This window comes from Pseudomonas sp. SCA2728.1_7 (genome assembly GCF_018138145.1).
GTDB classification, from domain to species: Bacteria; Pseudomonadota; Gammaproteobacteria; order Pseudomonadales; family Pseudomonadaceae; genus Aquipseudomonas; species Aquipseudomonas koreensis_A.
This window is the reverse complement of the sequence record NZ_CP073104.1, coordinates 3,898,998-3,920,440: the sequence shown is the minus strand read 5'-3', so window position 1 is coordinate 3,920,440 and position 21,443 is coordinate 3,898,998. Positions and strand designations below refer to the sequence as shown.

Annotated in this window: 18 protein-coding genes; 16 read left to right on the top strand and 2 right to left on the bottom strand. The window is 59.0% G+C overall.

Going from position 1 to position 21,443, the window contains the following annotated elements; translation table 11 throughout:
- Window positions 1–41: 41 nt before the first annotated feature.
- The gene (locus KBP52_RS17455; protein WP_212620631.1) at window positions 42–986 is read right to left on the bottom strand and encodes a LysR family transcriptional regulator; all 945 of its coding nucleotides are present in this window, start codon (window positions 984–986) and stop codon (window positions 42–44) included.
- Between the two features lie 165 nt (window positions 987–1,151).
- Here KBP52_RS17455 and KBP52_RS17450 point away from each other — a divergent pair, with 165 nt between their 5' ends.
- The 13 genes from KBP52_RS17450 (at window position 1,152) to KBP52_RS17390 (ending at window position 14,541) form a co-directional block, all read left to right on the top strand.
- On the top strand, window positions 1,152–3,512 hold the full coding sequence (locus KBP52_RS17450) for a TonB-dependent receptor (protein WP_212620630.1): 2,361 nt from the start codon (window positions 1,152–1,154) through the stop codon (window positions 3,510–3,512).
- A gap of 23 nt (window positions 3,513–3,535) precedes the next feature.
- Window positions 3,536–4,879, top strand: a complete 1,344-nt coding sequence (locus KBP52_RS17445; protein ID WP_212620629.1) for an aryl-sulfate sulfotransferase — start codon at window positions 3,536–3,538, stop codon at window positions 4,877–4,879.
- A gap of 189 nt (window positions 4,880–5,068) precedes the next feature.
- Complete coding sequence (locus tag KBP52_RS17440) at window positions 5,069–5,395, top strand: hypothetical protein (RefSeq protein ID WP_137218308.1); 327 nt, start codon at window positions 5,069–5,071, stop codon at window positions 5,393–5,395.
- A 379-nt stretch (window positions 5,396–5,774) separates the two neighbouring features.
- A complete protein-coding gene (locus KBP52_RS17435) occupies window positions 5,775–6,584 on the top strand; it encodes an energy transducer TonB (protein WP_212620628.1) in 810 nt (269 codons plus the stop codon).
- A gap of 45 nt (window positions 6,585–6,629) precedes the next feature.
- Entirely contained in the window at window positions 6,630–7,355 is a 726-nt protein-coding gene (locus tag KBP52_RS17430; RefSeq protein WP_123592911.1) for a MotA/TolQ/ExbB proton channel family protein, read from the top strand.
- A 1-nt stretch (window position 7,356) separates the two neighbouring features.
- Window positions 7,357–7,758, top strand: coding sequence for a biopolymer transporter ExbD (locus KBP52_RS17425; protein ID WP_003220570.1), 402 nt, complete (start codon window positions 7,357–7,359; stop codon window positions 7,756–7,758).
- A 366-nt stretch (window positions 7,759–8,124) separates the two neighbouring features.
- Entirely contained in the window at window positions 8,125–8,706 is a 582-nt protein-coding gene (locus KBP52_RS17420) for an alpha/beta hydrolase (RefSeq protein ID WP_212620627.1), read from the top strand.
- 54 nt (window positions 8,707–8,760) lie between these two features.
- Window positions 8,761–9,693 carry a sigma 54-interacting transcriptional regulator gene (locus KBP52_RS17415; protein ID WP_110720868.1) on the top strand — a complete coding sequence of 311 codons (933 nt, stop codon included), beginning with the start codon at window positions 8,761–8,763 and terminating at the stop codon, window positions 9,691–9,693.
- 166 nt (window positions 9,694–9,859) lie between these two features.
- Entirely contained in the window at window positions 9,860–10,657 is a 798-nt protein-coding gene (locus tag KBP52_RS17410; RefSeq protein ID WP_007918708.1) for a MetQ/NlpA family ABC transporter substrate-binding protein, read from the top strand.
- 930 nt (window positions 10,658–11,587) lie between these two features.
- Window positions 11,588–12,253 (top strand): amino acid ABC transporter permease, encoded by a 666-nt coding sequence (locus KBP52_RS17405; RefSeq protein WP_008083580.1) that lies wholly within the window; start codon window positions 11,588–11,590, stop codon window positions 12,251–12,253.
- On the top strand, window positions 12,234–12,893 hold the full coding sequence (locus tag KBP52_RS17400; protein ID WP_007918714.1) for an amino acid ABC transporter permease: 660 nt from the start codon (window positions 12,234–12,236) through the stop codon (window positions 12,891–12,893). Before KBP52_RS17405 ends, KBP52_RS17400 begins: the two co-directional genes overlap by 20 nt.
- On the top strand, window positions 12,890–13,672 hold the full coding sequence (locus KBP52_RS17395) for an amino acid ABC transporter ATP-binding protein (RefSeq protein ID WP_212620626.1): 783 nt from the start codon (window positions 12,890–12,892) through the stop codon (window positions 13,670–13,672). Before KBP52_RS17400 ends, KBP52_RS17395 begins: the two co-directional genes overlap by 4 nt.
- Window positions 13,669–14,541, top strand: a complete 873-nt coding sequence (locus KBP52_RS17390; protein ID WP_212620625.1) for a transporter substrate-binding domain-containing protein — start codon at window positions 13,669–13,671, stop codon at window positions 14,539–14,541. Before KBP52_RS17395 ends, KBP52_RS17390 begins: the two co-directional genes overlap by 4 nt.
- A gap of 262 nt (window positions 14,542–14,803) precedes the next feature.
- Here the strand turns inward: KBP52_RS17390 and KBP52_RS17385 are convergent, their stop codons facing one another.
- Window positions 14,804–16,000 carry an AAA family ATPase gene (locus KBP52_RS17385; RefSeq protein ID WP_116029327.1) on the bottom strand — a complete coding sequence of 399 codons (1,197 nt, stop codon included), beginning with the start codon at window positions 15,998–16,000 and terminating at the stop codon, window positions 14,804–14,806.
- A 137-nt stretch (window positions 16,001–16,137) separates the two neighbouring features.
- On the opposite strand from KBP52_RS17385, the gene KBP52_RS17380 reads away from it, so the two are divergent.
- Genes KBP52_RS17380 through KBP52_RS17370 form a run of 3 tightly spaced genes read left to right on the top strand, consistent with a single transcriptional unit; the run spans window position 16,138 to window position 21,346 of the window.
- A complete protein-coding gene (locus KBP52_RS17380; protein ID WP_123592915.1) occupies window positions 16,138–17,241 on the top strand; it encodes an efflux RND transporter periplasmic adaptor subunit in 1,104 nt (367 codons plus the stop codon).
- Window positions 17,238–18,302, top strand: coding sequence for an efflux RND transporter periplasmic adaptor subunit (locus tag KBP52_RS17375; protein WP_127925420.1), 1,065 nt, complete (start codon window positions 17,238–17,240; stop codon window positions 18,300–18,302). Before KBP52_RS17380 ends, KBP52_RS17375 begins: the two co-directional genes overlap by 4 nt.
- Window positions 18,299–21,346 carry an efflux RND transporter permease subunit gene (locus KBP52_RS17370; RefSeq protein WP_212620624.1) on the top strand — a complete coding sequence of 1,016 codons (3,048 nt, stop codon included), beginning with the start codon at window positions 18,299–18,301 and terminating at the stop codon, window positions 21,344–21,346. Before KBP52_RS17375 ends, KBP52_RS17370 begins: the two co-directional genes overlap by 4 nt.
- Window positions 21,347–21,443 lie beyond the last annotated feature (97 nt).

Here is a 21,443-nt window from a genome sequence, read left to right as displayed (position 1 = left end):
ATTTCAAATGTAGGAGTGAGCCTGCTCGCGATAGCGGTCGATCAGACGGCAAGTCTATCCAGCGAACACACCTCCTCATCCACCGCATCAATCGCCTTGATCTGCTCAATCATCGCCTCCGCCAACGGCGACAACCGATACCCCGCGCGGCTGACAATCCCATAACGCGTGTACAACTCCTCAAGATCATCCGCCAACCCTTCAATGCGCAAACACACCAACTCACCCTTCGCTTGATGCAGTGCATCGGAATATGCCCCGACAATCCCGATCGCATCTGAACGCAGCACCACACTGAGCAAACTGGAGCTGTTTTCACACTCCACATTCGGCGTGAAATCCGGCCGCCCACTGAGGTCGACAATGACCTTGCGCAGGTTCGGCGGACGAATACTCACCGCCAGCGGATAGCTCATCAATTGCTCGGCCGTGACCCGCTCAAACCCGGCCAAAGGGTGGCCGGCACGGCAGCAGAAATGCCACTTGCGCGGTCGCAACCGGTGGGTCAGGTAATCCGGATCTGCCTCGAAGTGCCGAGTGTCCGCGACAAAAAATTCAAACTCTTCGCTGAGTAACCGCTTGCTCAGACTCTGCCAGTCATCGACCTGAAACTGCACCCGCGCTTTCGGATAGCGCCCGATGAAGCAGCCAATCGCCCGAGGAATCAAACCCGCCGCCGGCGCTGGCCCACAACCGAAGCGCAATTCCCCAGCCTCAAGCCCGTTGAACTGGCTGATCTCGTTGGCCATCTGCTGCGCGCCACTGACCAGTCGCCGCGCGTGCTCGAGCAGCACCTGGCCCTGTTTGGTCGGCGGTAATTCCTTGCGCCCGCGATCAACCAACTGACAGCCGACGCTGTGTTCCAGCGCCTGAATGCTGCGGCTGAACGCTGACTGCGACAGGTTCACCGCCTGCGCGCCGGCGACGAAGCTGCGTTGTTCAGCCAGGGCGATGAAGTGACGAAGTTGGCGCAAGTCGATATGCATTTTTCACATAAAAAATATCCGGGAAATGCATTGGATATGCATTAGGTCGACTCCTTATAAAGGCAATCTCTTATGCAGTAAATATCTGTAAACACATAAATAAATAACTTAAAAGAATATGCAGCGCTAAAGATGTCTGTGTGTTTTTTGACCAGGAGCCGCGCCATGAGTCCGTTGAACCTTGCGTCACCCCTAACGCCACGACGGCTGAAACGCCTGCCTCTGGCCCTGTTGCTGGCAGGGAGCGCGAGCTGGACTCACGGCTACGCCGCCGATTCTGAAACCCCGGCGCCAGTGCCGGCTGGCAAGCCTGCCGCCAACAGTTCGCAACTGGAAACCGTGACCGTCACCACCCGCCGCCGCGAGGAAAGTTCGCAGGATGTACCGACGCCAATGAGCGTGGTCAGCGGGCAGAATCTGGAGACGCAGCGGGTCTACCGGATTCAGGATTTGCAGCAATTGGTGCCCAGCGTCAACGTCGCCTACATGCACGCACGCCAGTCCAGCGTGTCGATCCGCGGCCTCGGTAATAACCCGGCCAGCGATGGCCTGGAAGGCAGCGTTGGCTTGTACATCGATAACGTTTATCTGGGCCGTCCGGGGATGGCGGTGTTTGACTTGATGGACATCGAACAGCTCGAAGTCTTGCGTGGGCCGCAGGGCACCCTGTTCGGCAAAAACACCACCGCTGGGGTGATCAACATCAGCACCCGCGCGCCAAGCTTCACCCCTGAACGCAGCATAGAAACCTCGGTCGGCGAGGACGGTTATTTCCAGACCAAGGGCACGATTTCCGGCCCGCTCAACGATCAACTGGCCGGGCGTTTTTCGGCCTACCGCACCCGTAGCGACGGCGACATCAAAAACGAATACGACGGCCATGATTTGAATGGCGGCTCGCGCGAGGGCTTCCGCGCGCAACTGCTGTTCAAGCCCAACGAAGATTTCAACCTGCGCTGGATCGGCGACTACAACGAAGAGGATTCCAGCGCGGGCACCCGTGTGCTCTACAACACCGGGCCGACCATCAACGGCGTCAACCTGTACCAGTCGCGCGCCAACGCGGCCGGGGCAACGTTGGTCAACGGTTCGCACCGCAAGGTCAATCTGGACAACGACCAGCATGTCACCGTGCATCAGGGTGGCACCTCGGTGGAGGCTAACTGGACGCTTCCGAGCGATTTCACGCTGACCTCGATCAGCTCCTATCGCTTCTGGAATTTCACCCCGCGCAACGACGACGGCCTCAACGTGCCGGCGAGCTACAACGCCGGGGTGTCGGTGGAAGATAAACAGTACTCGCAGGAATTTCGCCTGGCCTCGCCCAAGGGCGAGTTCTTCGATTACGTCGTCGGCGCCTACTACTTCGGTTCGGATCTGGACAATAAATCCTTCGCTTATTACGGCCCGCAAGCCGATATCTGGAATGGCACCGCGCGCGGTGCGCTGGCCAACGTCACCAGCATTGGCAACGGCCATATCAAGACCGACAGTTTTGCGCTGTTCGCCCAAGGCACATGGCACCTCAGCGAACGCCTGGATTTCACCGCCGGGGTGCGTGGCACTTATGAAGAAAAATCCGCTTGGGTCACGAGGGATGCGCCGATTGGTGGCGCTGCTGTAACAGGCGCGGCGGCCACCGCACGACGTGGTCGTGCCGGCGCTTACGATTCCGGCGATTTGAATCAGTACAGCTCCAGTCCCTCCGGGCTGCTCAACCTCAGCTATCGCATCACCGATGATGTATTGGGTTATGCAACATTGTCCCACGGCGAGAAATCCGGCGGGGTTAACCTCGCCGTCGGTTCTGCGCCGGTGGCCGGCGCCGATTCGCTACTGATCGGCACTGAACGCGCGAACAACGCCGAACTCGGCTTCAAGAGCACGCTGTGGGATCACCGTCTGCAACTCAACGCCAACGTCTTCTGGACCCAGGTCAACGCCTACCAGACCAACGCCTACGACGCGGAAAACCGCGTGCAATACCTGACCAACGCCGGCTCCGTGCGTTCGCGCGGCGTCGAGTTCGAAAGTACGGTGATCCCGTTGCGCGGCCTGACTCTGAACATCAACGGCTCCTACAACGACGTCAGTTACCTCTCGTACAAAGATGCCCCGTGCCCGCCGGAAGTCAGTCAGGCGCCGGGTGCTCCAGCGTCTTGCGACCTTAGCGGCCATCAAGTGGTCGGCGCCTCGAAATGGATCGGCAACGCCAACGGCGAATACAAATGGAATCTGGATAACGGCTTCGAACCTTACGTCACCGCCAGCTATGCGTTCCGCTCCAAAGCCGTCGGTACGGTCGAGGATTCCGACTACGGCCAGATCCCGAGTTACGCCGTGGTCAACTTCTCCACCGGCCTGCGTGGCGACTTCAATCAGGGCCAGTGGGACGTGTCGCTGTGGCTGAAAAACGCTTTCGACAAAACCTATTACACAACCCTGTGGACGGGCGGCAATGGCGGCTATGAAGGCTTGCTCGGCACGCCGCGCACGTTGGGCGTCACCGGTCGCTACGACTTCTGATTCGTCACTCAAGGAGCTGCATCATGTTGCGTATCAAAACCGCTTTGCCGGTGTTGCTGTCCGGCGCAGTGCTCAGTGCCGGCGCCTTCGCCGCACCGAGTGTTTACCCGACGGGTGTCACCCGTTACGACCCGAACAAGGCGTTCAACCAGTACGTGATTTTCAGCGGCGCCGACAAACAGACGCACTTGATCGACATGAACGGCAACGAGGTGAAAACCTGGCCACAGGCAGGTTTCCCGTCAGCGATCATCGATCCAAAACTGGTCGGCGGCGAGCGCGGGCATGTGTTGCTGCAACTGAGTGACAAGGATCCCGGAAAACTCGGTTCGGCCGGCAATGGTCTGGGCAATCAGAGCGTCGGCGAGCTGGACTGGAGCGGCAAAGTCGTCTGGCAGTGGGGCGACAAGGCGCCCGGTGGCGCGGCGCAACAGCACCATGATCAGCGCCGTTTGAGCAACGGCAACACCGTGGTGCTGGCGAACAAGGTGCACAAGGTCAAAGGCTTCAAAGTGCCCGAGGTGATCGACGATGCGATCTATGAAGTCAGCCCCGACGGCGCGGTGAAATGGCAGTGGCTGGCCTCGGAGCATCTCAATGAATTCGGCTTCACCGCCGAGCAGTTGAAGCTGGTCCGTGCCAGTGAGAATCCGGACTACCTGCACATCAACAACCTCAGTCTGGTCGGGCCGAACAAGTGGTTCGATGCCGGTGACAAGCGCTTCAATCCGGACAATCTGCTGATCGATTCACGCAACGCGAACTTCATCGCGATCATCGATAAAAACAGCGGCAAAGTGGTCTGGCGTCTTGGCCCGAATTTGCCGCTGATCAACCCGAAAACCGCGCAGAAATTGCCGCGTCCGGTGGATCAGTTTGTCGGTCAGCATGATGCGCACATCATTCCGGCCGGATTGCCTGGAGCCGGCAACGTACTGGTGTTCGATAACCAGGGTTCGGCGGGTTACCCGAACGTCGCCCTTGGACTGATTTCCGGTTCGCGGGTATTGGAAATCGACCCGGTGAAAAACGAAATCGTCTGGCAGTACAGCGCGGCAAATTCGAAGCAGCCGGGCTGGGCGTTTTACAGCTCGTTTATCAGCAGTGCGCGGCGCTTGCCCAACGGCAACACGCTGATCGACGAAGGTATGAATGGACGGTTTTTCCAAGTGACAGCCAGCGGTGAAAACGTCTGGGAATACGTCAGCCCCTATCTCGGCAAGGCGCCAGGCAGCGACGCGATCAGCAACTGGGTGTATCGGGCACTGCCTGTGAGTTATGACTGGGTGCCAACGGGTACGCCACGCTCCGAGACGGCGGTTAATGCCCCGGTTGTCGGTGTGCAGCAAACCAATGCCAGTCGTTAGTGGAATTGGAATTAATGCTCGAACGAACGGCGATAAGTTATGAGCGAGTTGAACAGTGCTTATTGCAATTTGGTTAGTAACTCGCGTGGACAATAATTGAATGTCCAACCATCCTGACTGTCGTGAGTTTCCAGGAGGAAACTTGCTCTCATCGGAAGACACTTATCCAACGATAAAGGAAATCTCGTTATGTCGAGCATTAATGGCAATTATGTAAACGCTAACGCTGGCGCCAAACTGACGATTACCGATGGCAACGATTCCAACGGCACCTTCAGCGGAAAATTCAGCCAGAATGGCGTGAATTACGACATCGCTTATGGTCACTACCATTTCCAGAACAGCACCGGGCAGCCTACGATCATCACGTTCGCGGCGTTGAATGAAGGCACAGGCTATCAGTCCTGGACATTGTTCTCGCCGGATCACAATTACTCGAAAGTTCGTGCGGTTGGCTCGCGCACCAACTTTGACGGTGATGTTGTTGGCCTGGCAGGGGAGTTCCTCAAGCAATAACAGTTGATTAAACAAAAAGGCCGGTGCACGAAAGTGCCCGGCCTTTTTGCTGTTTCTGGAAAATAATAATCAATTATCTACTTGGTATTAGTCGTCCTGCAAAACCGGGTCAGGCGAATTTGATGCGTTGCATGAATACTTTCAATGCCTGAAAAGCATGCTCTTTTTCACGCATCGCTGCAGCCCGCGTGGCGCGTGGCTTTGGCAGAATTGATCAATTTTTATATTCCATAAAGACCTATGCATAACGTTAAAGATTACTTTCGGAGATAAGCGTCAAGCCCAATGATTCACCCATCGATTCGCCGTGGGGGATTCAACAAAACGGTTGATCGGCAGTTTTTGTAGAGAACGCAAAAAGACCGCAGGGAGTGAATCAATGGGCAATGTCCAGACCGCCGCCAGCGCAGAGGAATTGCTGTGGCGTCAGACGCCGGGTGGCGAGTTGGTCGATCTCGGCCGGCCGCATCGTGTGCCGTTGGGGCAGTTGCGTTTGCAGCGTGCGCCCAAGGGCATTCTGAGTCGGCGCGAAACAATTCTGCTCGGCGTGCTCGCGCTGGTGGTGCATGGCGCGGTGATCTACTGGATCAGCCAGAAGCCGACGCCAGTGCTGCCGATCGTGCCACCGGAAATTCCGCCGATGACCATCGAGTTCTCGCGCCCGGCACCGCCAGCGCCACCGGTAGTCGAGCCGCCGCCACCTGCGCCAGTGGTTGAACCACCACCGCCCGTGGAAGACGAACTCGCGGTAAAACCGCCGCCGCCCAAACCCGTTCCGAAACCTAAACCGGTGGTTAAACAGGCACCCAAACCAGCACCGAAAGCGGTTAAGCAACCACCGGCGCCGCCACAACCGGCAGCCCCGGTTGCAGCGCCAGCGCCACCTGCACCTCCCGCGCCGGCACCGGTAACCCCGGCCTCAGCGAATGCCGCGTACCTGAAAAACCCGGCACCGGAATACCCGTCACTGGCCCAGCGTCGCGGTTGGGAAGGCACGGTGTTGCTGCGCGTGCATGTGTTGGCCAGCGGCAAACCGGGTGAGATCCAGATAGCCAAAAGCAGCGGCCGGCAGCAGCTCGACGACGCGGCGCTGAACGCCGTGAAACGTTGGAGTTTCGTCCCGGCCAAGCAGGGTGATGTGGCCCAGGACGGCTGGGTCAGCGTGCCCATCGATTTCAAGATTCATTAAACCGAAACCAAATTCGCGCGAAACGTTTACACGAGGGAATACATCATGACGTTACTGGCATCTCCACTGGAATCCATCGAAAGCGCGGTGATCTGGCTGCTGGTGGTTTTTTCCGTCGCCACCTGGGGTCTGGCATTGCTCAAGGCTGTGCAGTTCGGTCGTCTGAAGGCACAGGATCGCAAGTTTCATAAACGTTTCTGGGCGGCGTCGAGTCTCGATTCCGCCGCTGAATTGAGCGAAACCCAACCCGGCGCTGCGGCCCGGGTGGCACAGGCCGGTTACGCAGCGATTCAAGTAGGTGAGGCGCCACAGGCCACGGATTTGAGCCAGGCGATCAACCATCAGGATCGACTGGAGCGCGCCCTGCGTCAGCAAATTGTCCGCGAACGCCGTTCGCTGGAAACCGGTCTGGCAGTGGTCGCCAGTATTGGCAGTACGTCGCCGTTCATTGGTTTGTTCGGCACGGTATGGGGAATCATGGAGGCGTTGAAAGGCATCAGCGCGGCTGGCTCGGCGAGCCTGGAAACGGTGGCCGGCCCGATCGGTGCGGCACTGGTCGCAACGGGCGTGGGTATCGCCGTCGCGGTGCCGGCGGTGCTGGTTTACAACTACTTTTTGCGCCGGTTGAAACTGACGGCGGCGGATCTGGATGACTTCGCCCACGACTTCTACAGCCTGGCGCAGAAGAGTGCGTTCCGCGTGTTGATTCATCCGACCGCGCACAAGGTCGCGGCAACCGGCAACGCGGCAAAAGTGAAGGAGGCGTCCTGATATGGCCTTCTCCACGCAAGACAGTGATGAGGTACTCAGCGAGATCAACGTGACGCCGCTGGTGGACGTGATGCTGGTGCTGCTGGTGGTGTTTATCGTCACCGCGCCGCTGCTGACCAATGCGATCCCGATCAATCTGCCGAAGACCGAAGCGGTGGCGCCGGTCGAGCAGAAGGATCCGCTGGTGGTGAGCATTGATGGTGCCGGCAAACTGTTTATCAACAAGGATGAGATTCAGCCGGACTTGCTGGAATTCAACCTCAAGTCGGCCAAGGCCAAGGACCCGGAAGTGCGCGTGCAATTGCAGGCCGATGACGGGGTGAACTACGGCGAAGTGGCGCGGGCGATGGCTTCGATTGAACGAGCGGGGATTACCAAGTTGTCGGTGATTACTGCGCGGTGACAGATTTAACGTTTTTCCGGGGCCGTCTCCTTGGCAGGGTGCGGCCCTTTTTTTATTTCTGGCAGGGAGAAAAGCCCCTCACCCTAGCCCTCTCCCGGAGGGAGAGGGGACTGACCGCGTTGTTTGGCCGCTATACGCCGATCTGAAATATCCAGTCGAACTCCAAATCTGAAAACCGCATAGATCGGCTCCCTTTCCCCCTCGCCCCCTTGGGGGAGAGGGCTGGGGTGAGGGGGAAAGGATCTAAAGTCATACACAATACTCATATTCATTTCAGATCTTAATAAATAGCTTCTTATTCCTTAACGAATATAAATCCCCTCCCTATACTCGTTCAGGAACAGACACGACGCAGGAGAGCTCCCCATGCGCAACGAATCAATCCGCTACCTGATTGTGCCGGGCTGGCAAGGATCGCCAGAAGATCATTGGCAAAGCCACTGGCAGAACAGCCTGCCGAACAGCGCGCGAGTCGAGCAGGACGATTGGCTGACGCCGCGTCGTGAAGACTGGGTCGCGGCATTGGCCGAAGCGATTGCTGCCGACAGCACGCCAGTGATCCTTATCGCCCACAGCCTGGGCTGCGTCACGGTTGCCCATTGGGCGGCCACGGCGCCGTTGCAATACCTGCGTCAGGTACGCGGCGCCTTGCTGGTTGCGCCGGCCGATGTCGAGCGCCCAGCGTGCGCGCCGGCGCTGCGCAATTTCGCACCGATTCCGACCGATCTGCTGCCATTTCCAAGCCAGGTGGTCAGCTCCGATAACGATGCTGCCGTCAGTGCACCGCGAGCGCTGGAGCTGGCGCGCAACTGGGGCGCCGAGGCGGGGATTCTCGCCGGTGCCGGACACATCAACGTCAAGTCCGGGCATCAGCGCTGGGAGCAGGGTTTTGCTTATCTCTATCGCCTGCAAAACCGCATGGAACACCACGCTCGCCGCCGCGCCTGATTTTTATTTCTTTCAACGCCCCCGTCTCCCGGCGGTTTTGGGCGGGAGTCTGCCATGAGTTTCGAAACCTTCGGTCAGCCATTGCTGACCTTTCCTGACGCGGAAAAAAGCCCCCTGAGCATTCGCGCCAAGGCATTGGTGTTTGTCGACCCACGCTCACGTCAGTTACGTGAAGAGCTGGAGCAATTGGCGCCGCGCTCGACCTCGGTATTGATCCGTGGCGAGACCGGTACGGGTAAAGAATTGCTCGCTCGCCACATCCATCGCGCCAGTGACCGCAGCGGCCTGTTCGTTTCGGTCAATTGCGGTGCGATCAGCCCGACCTACGCCGATGCCGAACTGTTCGGCTATGCCGCCGGCAGTTACAGCGGCTCGGCCAGCAGCCGTGCAGGCTGGTTCGGTTCGGCCAACGGCGGCACGCTGTACCTCGATGAAATCGGCGATTTGCCGCTGCCGATCCAGATCAAACTGCTCGCCGCCCTGGAGAACCACGAAGTCACCCGTGTCGGTGCGCATCAGCCGAGCCCGGTGGATGTGCGCCTGGTCGCGGCGACCAGCATCGATCTTGCGCAAGCAGTGGACGCCGGGAAATTCCACGAGCGGCTTTATCACTACCTCAGCGAAGGTCATCTCGAGTTGCCGGCGTTGCGCGCGCGTATCGGCGATATCCTCTCGTTGGCCGAGTACTTCCTTGGCATCTATAGCCAGCGCCTCGACCTGCCTGTGCCGCTGATCAGCGAAGCAGCGCAGCACGTGCTCGAACAACACAGCTGGCCGGGCAACACCCGCGAGCTGGAAAACGTCATTCACTTTGCCCTGCTGGTGAGTACCGGTGACGAAATTCTGCCGGAGCACCTGAATCTGCCCGAGGTGTCTGGGCCGCAGCTTCAGATCGAGCGACTGGTTGCACAAATCAACATCGGCGGCAGCGTCGATGAGCGTAAGGCATTGAAAGATTTGCTGATTCGTTTGGGTGAGGCGTTGTAACCGTTTCGTTCAACATGAACAAAATGGAATATGAAGCTGAATAAACGTTATTGTCCGGGAATAAAAAATCCCGGTATTGTCCGACCCACGCCAGCGATATCACTTCACTGGCACACGTATTAATGCCGTCGTCGATGACGACCGTGATTTTCGATAAGGACACTGCATGAAAAAGGTTCTGTTGTTTACCGCATTGGCGGCTGCTCTGACTGCTTCCCTGGCCAATGCCGGCGAGAAACTGGTGGTTGCCGCGACCCCGGTGCCGCACGCTGAAATCCTTGAGCTGATCAAACCGACCCTGGCCAAAGAAGGCGTGGATCTGGAAATCAAGGTGTTCACCGACTACGTTCAGCCGAACGTACAGGTTGGCGAGAAGCGTCTGGACGCCAACTACTTCCAGACCCTGCCGTACCTGAACAGCTTCAACCAGGGCAAATACAAGGACGACAAGTCCAAGTACCTGGTGACCGTGCAGGGCGTTCACGTTGAACCGTTCGGTGGTTATTCGAGCAAGTACAAGACCCTGGCTGAACTGCCGGACGGCGCCACCATCGCCATCCCGAACGAAGGCAGCAACAGCGGCCGCGCCCTGATCCTGCTGCAGAAGGCTGGCCTGATCGAACTGAAAGACCCGAAAAACGCTCTGGCAACGCCAAAAGACATCGCCAAGAACCCGCACAACTTCAAGTTCAAGGAACTGGAATCGGCCCTGCTGCCACGCGTTCTGAAAGAAGTTGACCTGGACATGATCAACACCAACTACGCGCTGGAAGCCAAACTGAACCCGCAGAAAGATGCGCTGGTGATTGAAGGCGCTGACTCGCCGTACGTGAACTTCCTGGTGGCCCGTGAGGACAACAAGAACAGCGACGCGATCCAGAAGTTGGCCAAAGCCCTGACCAGCCCGGAAGTCAAAGCGTTCATCGAGAAGAAGTACAACGGCGCGGTACTGCCGGCGTTCTGATCTGACGCTTGAGTGAACCCCTTCAAGGTGTGAAAACGCCGATGGCCAGTGATGGGCATCGGCGTTTTTGTGTGTGCGTTGAAAAAGCCCCTCACCCTAGCCCTCTCCCGAAGGGAGAGGGGACTGATTGGGGGATGCTGTAGAGGTACGCCGACGTGAAAGATCTCTGCTGAATTCATAATCGACTCGATGATTCAGGTCGACGTAATACGCCATACACCTCGGTCGGCTCCCTCTCCCTCCGGGAGAGGGCTGGGGTGAGGGGACTGATTGGGGGATGCTGTAGAGGTACGCCGATGTGAAAGATTTCTGCCGAATCCATAATCGACTCAGTCTTTCAGGTCGATGCAAAACGCCAGACACCTCACCCCAGCCCTCTCCCTTCGGGAGAGGGCTGGGGTGAGGGGACTGATTGGGGGATGCTGTAGAAGTACGCCGATGTGAAAGATCTCTGCTGAATTCATAATCGACTCGGTCTTTCAGGTCGATGTATGACGCAAGACACCTCGGTTAGCTCCCTCTCCCTCCGGGAGAGGGCTGGGGTGAGGGGCTTTTGACTTACGCTGCAGCCTTCAACGCCCGCCTCAACGCCACCAACAATTTCACAATCTCCTGCGGATCCAGTCGCTGCGGCACTTTTACGTCCATGTTTTCTTCCTTGTTATGGGTTTGGCCGGGGGAGTCTGGCCAAAAGCTGTTCGTCCTTGGAGGGCTTTCGTGAAAAAAAGATCCGTCCTACAGCGCAAAGGAAAATAGCCTTCTTATTCCTTCCCGGCAAACCCACAGGATAGTTTTTTGGGTGATATCAATATGCTTTAACGGTATTTAAATTCTTGTTTTTATACCTATAAAGTCGGTGCTTGCCGGACAGCCATCCGCTGTCCACGGACTGCACCACCGTCGCTTACCGAGCGGCGTCCAGGACGTTTCATGACTTTCGATTACGCATTTATCCTCAGCACCCTGCCGGCGTTTCTTAAGGCCGTGGGCGTGACGCTGCAGGTGGGTTTTATCGCCATTGGCACCTCGTTGCTGGTGGCGCTGCTCAACGCGACGATTCTGGTGTTCCGCACGCCATACCTGCAAAAACTGGTCGGCCTGTATGTGGAACTGGCGCGCAACACGCCGCTGTTGATCCAGTTGTTTTTCGTCTACTTCGCCTTGCCGGCAGTGGGGATCCAGGTTTCCGGTTTCACCGCCGCAATCATCACCATGACCTTTCTCGGCGGCGCCTACCTCACCGAAGTGCTGCGCGCCGGCGTCGATGCGGTGCCGCAGGCGCAACTGGAATCAGGGCGCTCTATCGGTCTGTCCCACGGCCAGTTGCTGCGCTATGTGATCCTGCCGCAAGCGGGGATCCTCAGCCTGCCGTCGCTGTTCGCCAATTTCATTTTCCTGCTCAAGGAAACCACCGTGGTCTCGGCGGTGGCGGTGCCGGAAATCCTCTACACCACCAAGAGCTACATCGCGCTGTATTACAAAACCTACGAAATGCTCGCCGTGCTGACGCTGATCTGCGTGCTGTTGTTCTTGCCGCTGTCGCTGCTGCTCAGCCGTCTGGAAAGGAGGCTCCAGCATGGCCAGTTCGGGTCTTGAATTGCTTTGGGTGTCGTTGCCGCAATTGGCCAAAGGCGCCGGGCAAACTCTGTCGATCTCTTTTCTGAGCATCGCCATCAGCACTGTCGGCGGCGTGCTCTACGGGGTGTTGCGCACGTTGAACGTGACGTGGTTGAACGCGATTCTGCGGGTGTACCTGGAGCTATTCCGGGCGATCCCGGTGCTGGTCTGGTTGTATCTGTTGTTCTTCGGTCTGCCGATTTTCTTTGGTCTGAGCATTCCGAGTTTCTGGTGCGCGGTGCTGGTGCTGTCCCTGTGGGGCGCCAGCGAGGTGGGCGAAGTGGCGCGCGGTGCGCTGCATTCGTTACCACGCGGCCAGCGTGAAGCGGGGCTGTCGATTGGTTTGAACGCCGCGCAACTCTACGGTTACGTGCTGCTGCCGCAAGCGCTGAAACGCATGACGCCGCCGACCATCAACGTCTACACACGGATCATCAAGACCAGCTCGCTGGCGGTGCTCATCGGTGTGGTCGACGTGATCAAAGTCGGCCAGCAGATCATCGAACGCACCTACGAATCGGTGCTGATCTACGGCGCGCTGTTCCTGTTTTTCTTTTTCATCTGCTACCCGTTGTCGGCCGCCTCGCGCGTGCTGGAGCGGCGCTGGACGCAAGCATGAGCGCATTGATCGAGTTTCACGGTTTCAACAAATTCTATGGCGAGCAGCAAGTGCTCAACGGCATCGACCTGCAAGTGCAGAGCGGTGAAGTGATCGTCATCCTCGGCCCCAGCGGCTGCGGCAAAAGCACCTTGCTGCGTTGCCTCAATGGTCTGGAGGAGGCGCACAGCGGCAGCCTGAAATTCCTCGGCCGTGAGCTGCTGGATAAGGCCACCGACTGGCGCGAGATCCGTCAGCAGATCGGTATGGTGTTCCAGAGTTATCACCTGTTCCCGCACATGAGCGTGCTCGACAACCTGCTGCTCGGCCCGCTCAAGGTGCAGAATCGTCAGCGCCGTGAAGCCCAGCAACAAGCCGAAGCGCTGCTTGAACGCGTGGGACTTTTGGACAAGCGCGATGCCTTCCCGCGTCAGCTCTCCGGCGGCCAGCAGCAACGCATCGCCATCGTCCGCTCGTTGTGCATGAACCCGCGGGTGATGCTCTTCGACGAAGTCACCGCCGCCCTCGATCCGGAGATGGTCAAGGAAGTTTTGCAGGTCATTCAGGGCCTCGCTCGCGAAGGCATGACCCTGTTGATCGTCACCCATGAAATGGCCTTCGCCCGCGCGGTGGCCGACCGCATCGTGTTCATGGATGCCGGGCGCATCCTTGAACAGAACCCGCCCGAGATTTTCTTTACGAACCCGCAAACCGCACGCGCGCAGCAGTTTCTGGAGAAGTTCTCCTTCGTGGCAACACTGCCAAAAACGAATCCGACAAAGGAACTGGAACTGTTATGAAAACTGCCGCTTTTTTACTGCCTCTACTGAGCCTCGCCTTGCTTGCCGGTTGCAGCAAAACCGAAGAACCGCCGAAGCCGAAAGTCGCCAGTGAAAGCACTGCGCCGGCCGGTTACCTGGACAAGATCAAGGCTCGCGACAAACTGATCGTTGGCGTCTTTACCGATAAGCCGCCATTCGGTTTTGTCGATGAGGCCGGGCGCTACGTCGGTTTCGATACCGACATTGGCCGGCGTTTCGCCAAGGATCTGCTCGGCGATGAAAACAAGGTCGAGTTCGTTGCCGTCGAGCCGGCAAGCCGTATTCCGTTTCTGCAAAGCGACAAGGTCGACCTGATCCTCGCCAACATGACCGTCACGCCTGAGCGCAAGGAAGCGGTGGAGTTCACCAACCCAAACCTCAAGGTCGCGGTGCAGGCGTTGGTGCCGCAAAGCAGCTCGGTGAAAAAACTCGATGATCTGGCAACCCGCACCACCATCGTCACCACTGGCACCACCGCTGATATCTGGCTTACCAAGAATCATCCGGACTGGAAACTGCTGAAATTCGAGAAAAACTCCGAATCGCTGCAAGCTTTGGCCAACGGTCGTGGCGATGCTTATGCACAGGACAACCTGGTGTTGTTCAGCTGGGCCAAGCAGAACCCGGGCTATCGCGTGCTCGATGAAAAGCTCGGTGCCGAAGCGCCGATTGCGCCGGCGGTGAAGAAGGGCAATATCGAGCTGCGCGACTGGGTGAATACTGAGCTGGCCAAACTGGGTGAGGAGAAATATCTGCTCAAGCTGTACGACCAATATGTGCGTAAAGAGCTGAGCGATGACACCAAGCCTGAGAGTGTGATTGTTGAAGGCGGCAAGTGGCAGGGGTGATTGTCTGTCAGGTCGGTGGTGAGGCCTGCCCCTCACCCCAGCCCTCTCCCGAGGGAGAGGGAGCCGACCGAGGTGTCTTGCATCAGACATCGACCTGACAAACCGAGTCGATTATGGATTCACAGACGCATTTCGCGTCGGCGTCACTTCGACTTTGGATTCACAGATGCATTTTCACGTCGGCGTCACTCTTGAGCATCCCCCAATCAGTCCCCTCTCCCTCTGGGAGAGGGTTAGGGTGAGGGGCTTTTGGCTTGAACGCTCAATCCGGCCAGTTCCACGCCGGCTCATCCAGCACCCGCTGCCCGACAATCCCGGTCTGCCCCAGTGTCTTCTCCAGCACAATGCAGTTGCACTCCGGATCTTCCTGCAACGCCGAAATCAACCGCCGTGCATGCGACACCACCCACACCTGACACTGCTCCGAGGCACGGACAATCAACCGCGCCAACGCTGGCAGCAGATCCGGATGCAGACTGGTTTCCGGTTCGTTCAGCACCATCAGCGACGGTGGCCGTGGCGTTAGTAATGCCGCGACGAGCAGCAGATAGCGCAACGTCCCGTCCGACAGCTCCGCCGCCGATAACGGTCGCAACAAACCTTCCTGATAAAACTCGATGGCAAACCGTCCACCGGCCTGCGCTTCGATATGCACCCGCGCGCCAGGAAACGCATCGGTAATCGCCGCACGCATCGCATCCCCATCGCCAATCTCGATGATCGTCTGCAACGCCGCCGCCAGATCACGGCCGTCGTGATGCAGCACCGGCGTGCGTGTGCCCAATTGCGGCTGGCGCACCGGTGCATCGGCATCGCTGCGAAAGTGATCGTAAAAGCGCCAACGGCGAATGAACTCGCGCATCTGAAACACTTCCGGCGAACTGCGCAGGCTGCCGACCTGATCGAACAGGCTGTCAAAGTTCGGCGTGTGCTGCGCCAGCACATCCCATTGGCGCTCGTTGCGTGTGCGGATCATCGGGCCGTCACGATCCACCAGCAGGCTGGCGGGGCGGTAAAGCGGGCCGGCCCAGATGCACTCGCGCTTGATCTGCGGGTCGAGGCTGAAGCGCGAGGGAATCGGTTGCGAATGCTCGGGCAGCATGAAGTGCCCGTTGGAGTCGGGCAGGCCGAGGCTGATCGAATAGCTGAAATCTTCCCCGGCGAACCCCAGGCGTAGACGCTTTACACCTCGGCGTACTGTCGACTGGATCGGCACCTCGCCGTTACGCATGCGCCGGCTGATGGTTTCCGGCCCGGCCCAGAAGGTTGACTCCAGCCCGCCTTCACGGGCCAGCGCATTGACCACGCCACCCTGAGCGGTTTCCGCCAACAGGCGCAAGGCCCGGTAGAGGTTGGACTTGCCGCTGCCGTTGGGGCCGGTGATCAGGTTCAGCCGGCCCAGCGGGATCACCAGTTTGTTGATCGAGCGGTAATTGGCCACTGCCAGAGTGTTGAGCATGGAATTCCTTCTCTTGAGACGCCTATTGTAGGTGCTGCCGCAGGAAAACATGGGGGACGAACGGGCGAACGTTGAACCCTGTTCTAAGCTCACAGTCGTATCGTCACTTGCACGTTCGTACACAGGAAGGAGTCTGCATGGCGAGTCCCGGTTTGAAAACAGCGGTCATGCTGAGTCTGTTCACTTTGCTGACCGCATGCGGCGAGAAAAAAGCTCCTGAGGAATACCTGCCCAGGGTCTTCGTACAGGAAGTGAAACCCACGGATTACGCGGCTTCGGTGACATTGACCGGTGACGTGCAGGCGCGCGTGCAGACCGAACTGTCGTTCCGCGTCGGCGGCAAGATCATCCAGCGCATGGTCGACGTCGGCGACCGGGTTACCGCCAAACAGGTGCTGGCCAAACTCGACCCCAAGGATTTACAGACCAACGTCGATTCGGCTCAAGCCCAGGTCGTTGCTGAACAAGCCCGGGTGAAACAGAGCGCTGCGGCCTTCGTGCGCCAGCAAAAACTCCTGCCCAAGGGCTACACCAGCCAGAGCGAATACGATTCCGCCCAAGCCGCGTTACGCAGCAGCCAGAGCGCCTTGAGCGCGGCGCAGGCGCAATTGGCCAATGCCAAAGATCAGTTGAGCTACACCGCGTTGATTGCCGATGCTCCGGGGGTGATCACCGAGCGCCAAGCCGAAGTCGGCCAGGTCGTGCAGGCCACTGCGCCGATTTTCAGTCTGGCTCGCGATGGCGACCGTGACGCGGTGTTCAACGTATACGAGTCGCTGCTGGCCGAGCGTCCTGCGGATCCCTCGATCGTCGTCAGCCTGCTCGATAACCCTGCCATCAAAACCACCGGCACGGTGCGTGAAATCACCCCGGCGGTGTCGGCGCAGTCCGGCACGGTGCAAGTAAAAGTCAGCCTCGACAGCCTGCCACAGGGGATGCAGCTGGGCTCGGTGGTCAGCGCCACCGCCAAGGGCAGCGGCAAGTCGGCAGTCGAACTGCCGTGGTCAGCGCTGACGAAAAACATCAGTGATCCGGCGGTGTGGATGGTCGACGATAAAGGTGAGGCGCAGTTGCACAACGTGACCGTCGGCCGCTACCTGATCGGCAAGGTCATCATCAGCGAAGGCCTCAAGGGCGGGGAGAAAGTCATTGTCGCCGGTGGGCAGTTGTTGCATCCCGGCATGAAAGTCGAAATCGCTGAAAACACCTACAAGGGTCTGCAACCGGGAGCACAGCCATGAAGCGTCTGGGGCTGTTATCCGTGGGTGTGTTGCTGGCGGCGTGCTCGAAAAGCGAGCCACCTCCGGAGCCGGTACGTCCGGTGTTATCGGTCAAGGTTCAAGCGTTGAGCGAGGAAAGCCTCGGGCGGTTCGCCGGCAGCATCCAGGCGCGCTATGAAAGCAACACCGGTTTCCGCGTCGGTGGCCGCATCGCCAGCCGCAACGTCGATGTCGGAACCGAAGTGCAAAAGGGCACGCTGCTCGCCACCCTCGATCCGTCTGATCAGCAGAACCAATTGCGTTCGGCCCAGGGCGACCTGGCCAAGGTTCAGGCGCAACTGATCAATGCCCAGGCCAATGCCCGCCGTCAGCAGGCACTGTTCGATCGTGGCGTAGGGGCGCAGGCACAACTGGACATCGCCACCACGGACTTGAAAACCACCCAGGCCTCGCTGGACCAGGCACGGGCGGCGGTCAATCAAAGCAAGGACCAGCTCGGCTACACCGAACTGCGTTCCGACCATAAAGCCGTGGTCACCGCGTGGAACGCCGAAGCCGGGCAAGTGGTGACGGCGGGCCAGCAGGTCGTGACTCTGGCGCAACCGGACATCAAGGAAGCGGTGATCGATCTGCCCGACACCCTGGTCGATCAGATTCCCTCCGACGTGGTGTTTCTGGTGGCCGGGCAACTCGACCCGAGCATCAACACCACGGCAACCCTTCGCGAGATCGAGCCGCAGGCGCAAAGCGCCACGCGTACTCGTCGCGCACGCCTGACGCTGGCCGAGACACCGGACGGTTTCCGCCTCGGCACGGCGATCAGCGTAACCCTCAGTTCAGCGATCAAACCGCGCATCGAATTGCCGGCTACCGCTGTGCAGGAGGTCGACGGCAAACCACGGATCTGGGTCATCGACACCCAGAGCAAAACCGTCAGCCCCCGCGACGTCAGCGTGATCAGCCGCACCGACAGCAGTGTGGTGCTTGCGGGCGGCGTGAAGAATGGCGAGCGCGTGGTCAGCGCCGGCGTCAACAGCCTCAAACCCGGACAATCGGTAAAACTTGACGAGGACAGTCAATGAAAGGCTCTTTCAACCTCTCCGAATGGGCCCTCAAGCATCAGTCATTCGTCTGGTACCTGATGTTCGTCGCGTTGCTGATGGGTGTGTTCTCGTACTTCAATCTGGGCCGCGAAGAAGACCCGTCGTTCACCATCAAAACCATGGTGATCCAGACCAAATGGCCGGGCGCGACCCAGGAAGAAACCCTCGCGCAGGTCACCGACCGCATCGAGAAAAAACTCGAAGAACTGGACTCCCTCGACTACGTGAAAAGTTACACGCGCCCCGGCGAATCGACGGTGTACGTGTACCTGCGCGACACCACCAGCGCCAAGGACATCCCGGAAATCTGGTACCAGGTGCGCAAGAAGATCGACGACATTCGCGGGCAGTTCCCCAAAGGTATTCAGGGGCCCGGGTTCAACGACGAGTTCGGTGATGTTTTCGGCTCGGTCTACGCCTTCACCGCCGACGGCCTGACCATGCGCCAGTTGCGCGATTACGTAGAACAGGCGCGGGCCGAGATCCGCAATGTACCGGGGCTGGGCAAGATCGAAATGATCGGCCAGCAGGACGAAGTGATTTATCTGAACTTCTCTACCCGCAAACTGGCGGCGTTGGGTATCGATCAGCGTCAGGTTGTGCAGAGCCTGCAATCGCAGAACGCCGTGACCCCGGCCGGTGTGATCGAGGCCGGTCCTGAGCGGATTTCCGTGCGCACTTCGGGGCAATTCGCCTCGGAAAAAGATCTCGCCGAGGTCAATCTCAAGCTCAACGACCGTTTCTATCGTTTGGCTGACATCGCCGACATCACTCGCGGTTACACCGATCCGGCTACCCCGGAATTCCGCTTTGACGGCAAACCGGCCATCGGTCTGGCGATTGCCATGCAGAAGGGCGGCAACGTTCAGGAATTCGGCAAGGCGTTGCACCAGCGCATCGATGAACTGACCGCAGACTTGCCGGTTGGCGTGGGTGTGCACACCGTGTCCGATCAGGCGGTGGTGGTGGAGGAGGCCGTTGGTGGCTTTACCAGCGCGCTGTTCGAAGCCGTGATCATCGTGCTGGTGGTGAGTTTTATCAGCCTCGGCGTGCGCGCCGGCCTGGTGGTGGCGTGCTCGATTCCGCTGGTGTTGGCGATGGTGTTTGTGTTCATGGAATACAGTGGCATCACCATGCAGCGGATTTCTCTCGGCGCATTGATCATCGCCCTCGGCCTGTTGGTCGACGATGCGATGATCACCGTGGAGATGATGGTCACGCGCCTGGAAATGGGCGAGAGCAAGGAGGAGGCCGCGACGTACGCCTACACCTCGACGGCGTTCCCGATGCTCACCGGGACGCTGGTAACGGTCGCCGGTTTCGTGCCGATCGGTCTCAACGCCAGTTCCGCCGGTGAGTACACCTACACGCTGTTTGCGGTGATTGCCGTGGCCATGATTGTGTCGTGGATTGTCGCGGTGTTCTTCGCGCCGGTGATCGGCGTGCACATTCTCAGCGCCAACGTGAAACCCCATGACGCCGAGCCGGGCCGCGTCGGGCGTGCGTTCAATGGCGGCCTGTTGTGGGCGATGCGCAATCGCTGGTGGGCGATCGGTATCACCGTGCTGCTGTTTGCCCTGTCGATTTTTTGCATGCGCTTTGTGCAGAATCAGTTCTTCCCGGCATCGGACCGCCCGGAAATTCTCGTCGACCTGAACCTGCCACAGAACGCCTCCATCGACGAAACACGCAAAGCCGTCGACAAGCTGGAAGAAACCCTCAAAGGCGACCCGGACATTGTGCGCTGGAGCACCTACATCGGTCAGGGCGCGATCCGTTTCTACCTGCCGCTCGACCAGCAATTGCAAAACCCGTACTACGCACAACTGGTGATCGTCAGCAAAGACTTCGAGGCCCGTGAGGCACTGAGTCAGCGTCTGCGCGAGCGCTTGCACAAGGACTTCGTCGGCATCGGCAGTTACGTCCAGGCGCTGGAAATGGGCCCGCCGGTTGGGCGGCCAATCCAGTACCGGGTCAGTGGCAAGGACATCGATCAAGTGCGCAAGCACGCCATCGATCTCGCCACCGAACTGGACAAGAACTCGCACATCGGCGAGATCATTTATGACTGGAACGAGCCGGGCAAAGTCCTGCGCATCGACATCGCCCAAGACAAGGCGCGGCAGCTCGGGCTGTCGTCCGAAGACGTCGCCAACCTGATGAACAGCATCGTCAGCGGCGCGCCGCTGACCCAGGTCAACGACGACATCTACCTGATCAATGTGGTCGGCCGGGCGGTGAATTCGGAGCGTGGTACGCCGGAAACCCTGCAGAATCTGCAGATCGTTACGCCCAACGGCACATCGATACCGTTACTGGCGTTCGCCACTGTGCGCTATGAGCTGGAACAGCCGCTGGTGTGGCGTCGCGACCGCTTGCCGACCATCACCATCAAGGCCTCGGTGCGCGACGAGATCCAGCCGACCGATCTGGTGAAACTGCTCAAACCGTCTATTGATGCCTTCGCTGACAAACTGCCAGTGGGCTACAAAGTCGCCACCGGCGGTACGGTCGAGGAGAGCGGCAAGGCGCAGGGGCCGATCGCCAAGGTTTTGCCGTTGATGCTGTTTTTGATGGCGACCTTTCTGATGATCCAGTTGCACAGCGTGCAGAAGATGTTCCTCGTCGCCAGTGTCGCGCCGCTGGGGCTGATCGGCGTGGTGCTGGCGCTGGTGCCGACCGGCACGCCGATGGGTTTCGTGGCGATTCTGGGCATTCTGGCGCTGATCGGCATCATCATCCGTAACTCGGTGATTCTGGTGACGCAGATCGATGAGTTCGAGAAGAAGGGCTACGCGCCGTGGGATGCAGTGGTCGAGGCGACCGAGCATCGACGTCGGCCGATCCTGCTGACTGCCGCTGCGGCGAGCATGGGCATGATCCCGATCGCCCGGGAAGTGTTCTGGGGGCCGATGGCGTACGCGATGATTGGCGGGATCGTGGTGGCGACGTTGCTGACGTTGCTGTTCCTGCCGGCGCTGTATGTGGCCTGGTACAAGATTCGCGAGCCGAAGAAGGATTGAGTCAACAGCGGCCCTAACCCTCTCCCAAAGGGAGAGGGGACTGATTGGGGGATGCCTTGGAGATACGCCGACCCGAAATATCTTCGCTGAATCCATA

Bases quoted from the DNA above. Each gene is read 5' to 3' on its own strand.
- KBP52_RS17455 (WP_212620631.1), bottom strand. From the start codon at position 986: ATGCATATCGACTTGCGCCAACTTCGTCACTTCATCGCCCTGGCTGAA.
- KBP52_RS17450 (WP_212620630.1), top strand. From the start codon at position 1,152: ATGAGTCCGTTGAACCTTGCGTCACCCCTAACGCCACGACGGCTGAAA.
- KBP52_RS17445 (WP_212620629.1), top strand. From the start codon at position 3,536: ATGTTGCGTATCAAAACCGCTTTGCCGGTGTTGCTGTCCGGCGCAGTG.
- KBP52_RS17440 (WP_137218308.1), top strand. From the start codon at position 5,069: ATGTCGAGCATTAATGGCAATTATGTAAACGCTAACGCTGGCGCCAAA.
- KBP52_RS17435 (WP_212620628.1), top strand. From the start codon at position 5,775: ATGGGCAATGTCCAGACCGCCGCCAGCGCAGAGGAATTGCTGTGGCGT.
- KBP52_RS17430 (WP_123592911.1), top strand. From the start codon at position 6,630: ATGACGTTACTGGCATCTCCACTGGAATCCATCGAAAGCGCGGTGATC.
- KBP52_RS17425 (WP_003220570.1), top strand. From the start codon at position 7,357: ATGGCCTTCTCCACGCAAGACAGTGATGAGGTACTCAGCGAGATCAAC.
- KBP52_RS17420 (WP_212620627.1), top strand. From the start codon at position 8,125: ATGCGCAACGAATCAATCCGCTACCTGATTGTGCCGGGCTGGCAAGGA.
- KBP52_RS17415 (WP_110720868.1), top strand. From the start codon at position 8,761: ATGAGTTTCGAAACCTTCGGTCAGCCATTGCTGACCTTTCCTGACGCG.
- KBP52_RS17410 (WP_007918708.1), top strand. From the start codon at position 9,860: ATGAAAAAGGTTCTGTTGTTTACCGCATTGGCGGCTGCTCTGACTGCT.
- KBP52_RS17405 (WP_008083580.1), top strand. From the start codon at position 11,588: ATGACTTTCGATTACGCATTTATCCTCAGCACCCTGCCGGCGTTTCTT.
- KBP52_RS17400 (WP_007918714.1), top strand. From the start codon at position 12,234: ATGGCCAGTTCGGGTCTTGAATTGCTTTGGGTGTCGTTGCCGCAATTG.
- KBP52_RS17395 (WP_212620626.1), top strand. From the start codon at position 12,890: ATGAGCGCATTGATCGAGTTTCACGGTTTCAACAAATTCTATGGCGAG.
- KBP52_RS17390 (WP_212620625.1), top strand. From the start codon at position 13,669: ATGAAAACTGCCGCTTTTTTACTGCCTCTACTGAGCCTCGCCTTGCTT.
- KBP52_RS17385 (WP_116029327.1), bottom strand. From the start codon at position 16,000: ATGCTCAACACTCTGGCAGTGGCCAATTACCGCTCGATCAACAAACTG.
- KBP52_RS17380 (WP_123592915.1), top strand. From the start codon at position 16,138: ATGGCGAGTCCCGGTTTGAAAACAGCGGTCATGCTGAGTCTGTTCACT.
- KBP52_RS17375 (WP_127925420.1), top strand. From the start codon at position 17,238: ATGAAGCGTCTGGGGCTGTTATCCGTGGGTGTGTTGCTGGCGGCGTGC.
- KBP52_RS17370 (WP_212620624.1), top strand. From the start codon at position 18,299: ATGAAAGGCTCTTTCAACCTCTCCGAATGGGCCCTCAAGCATCAGTCA.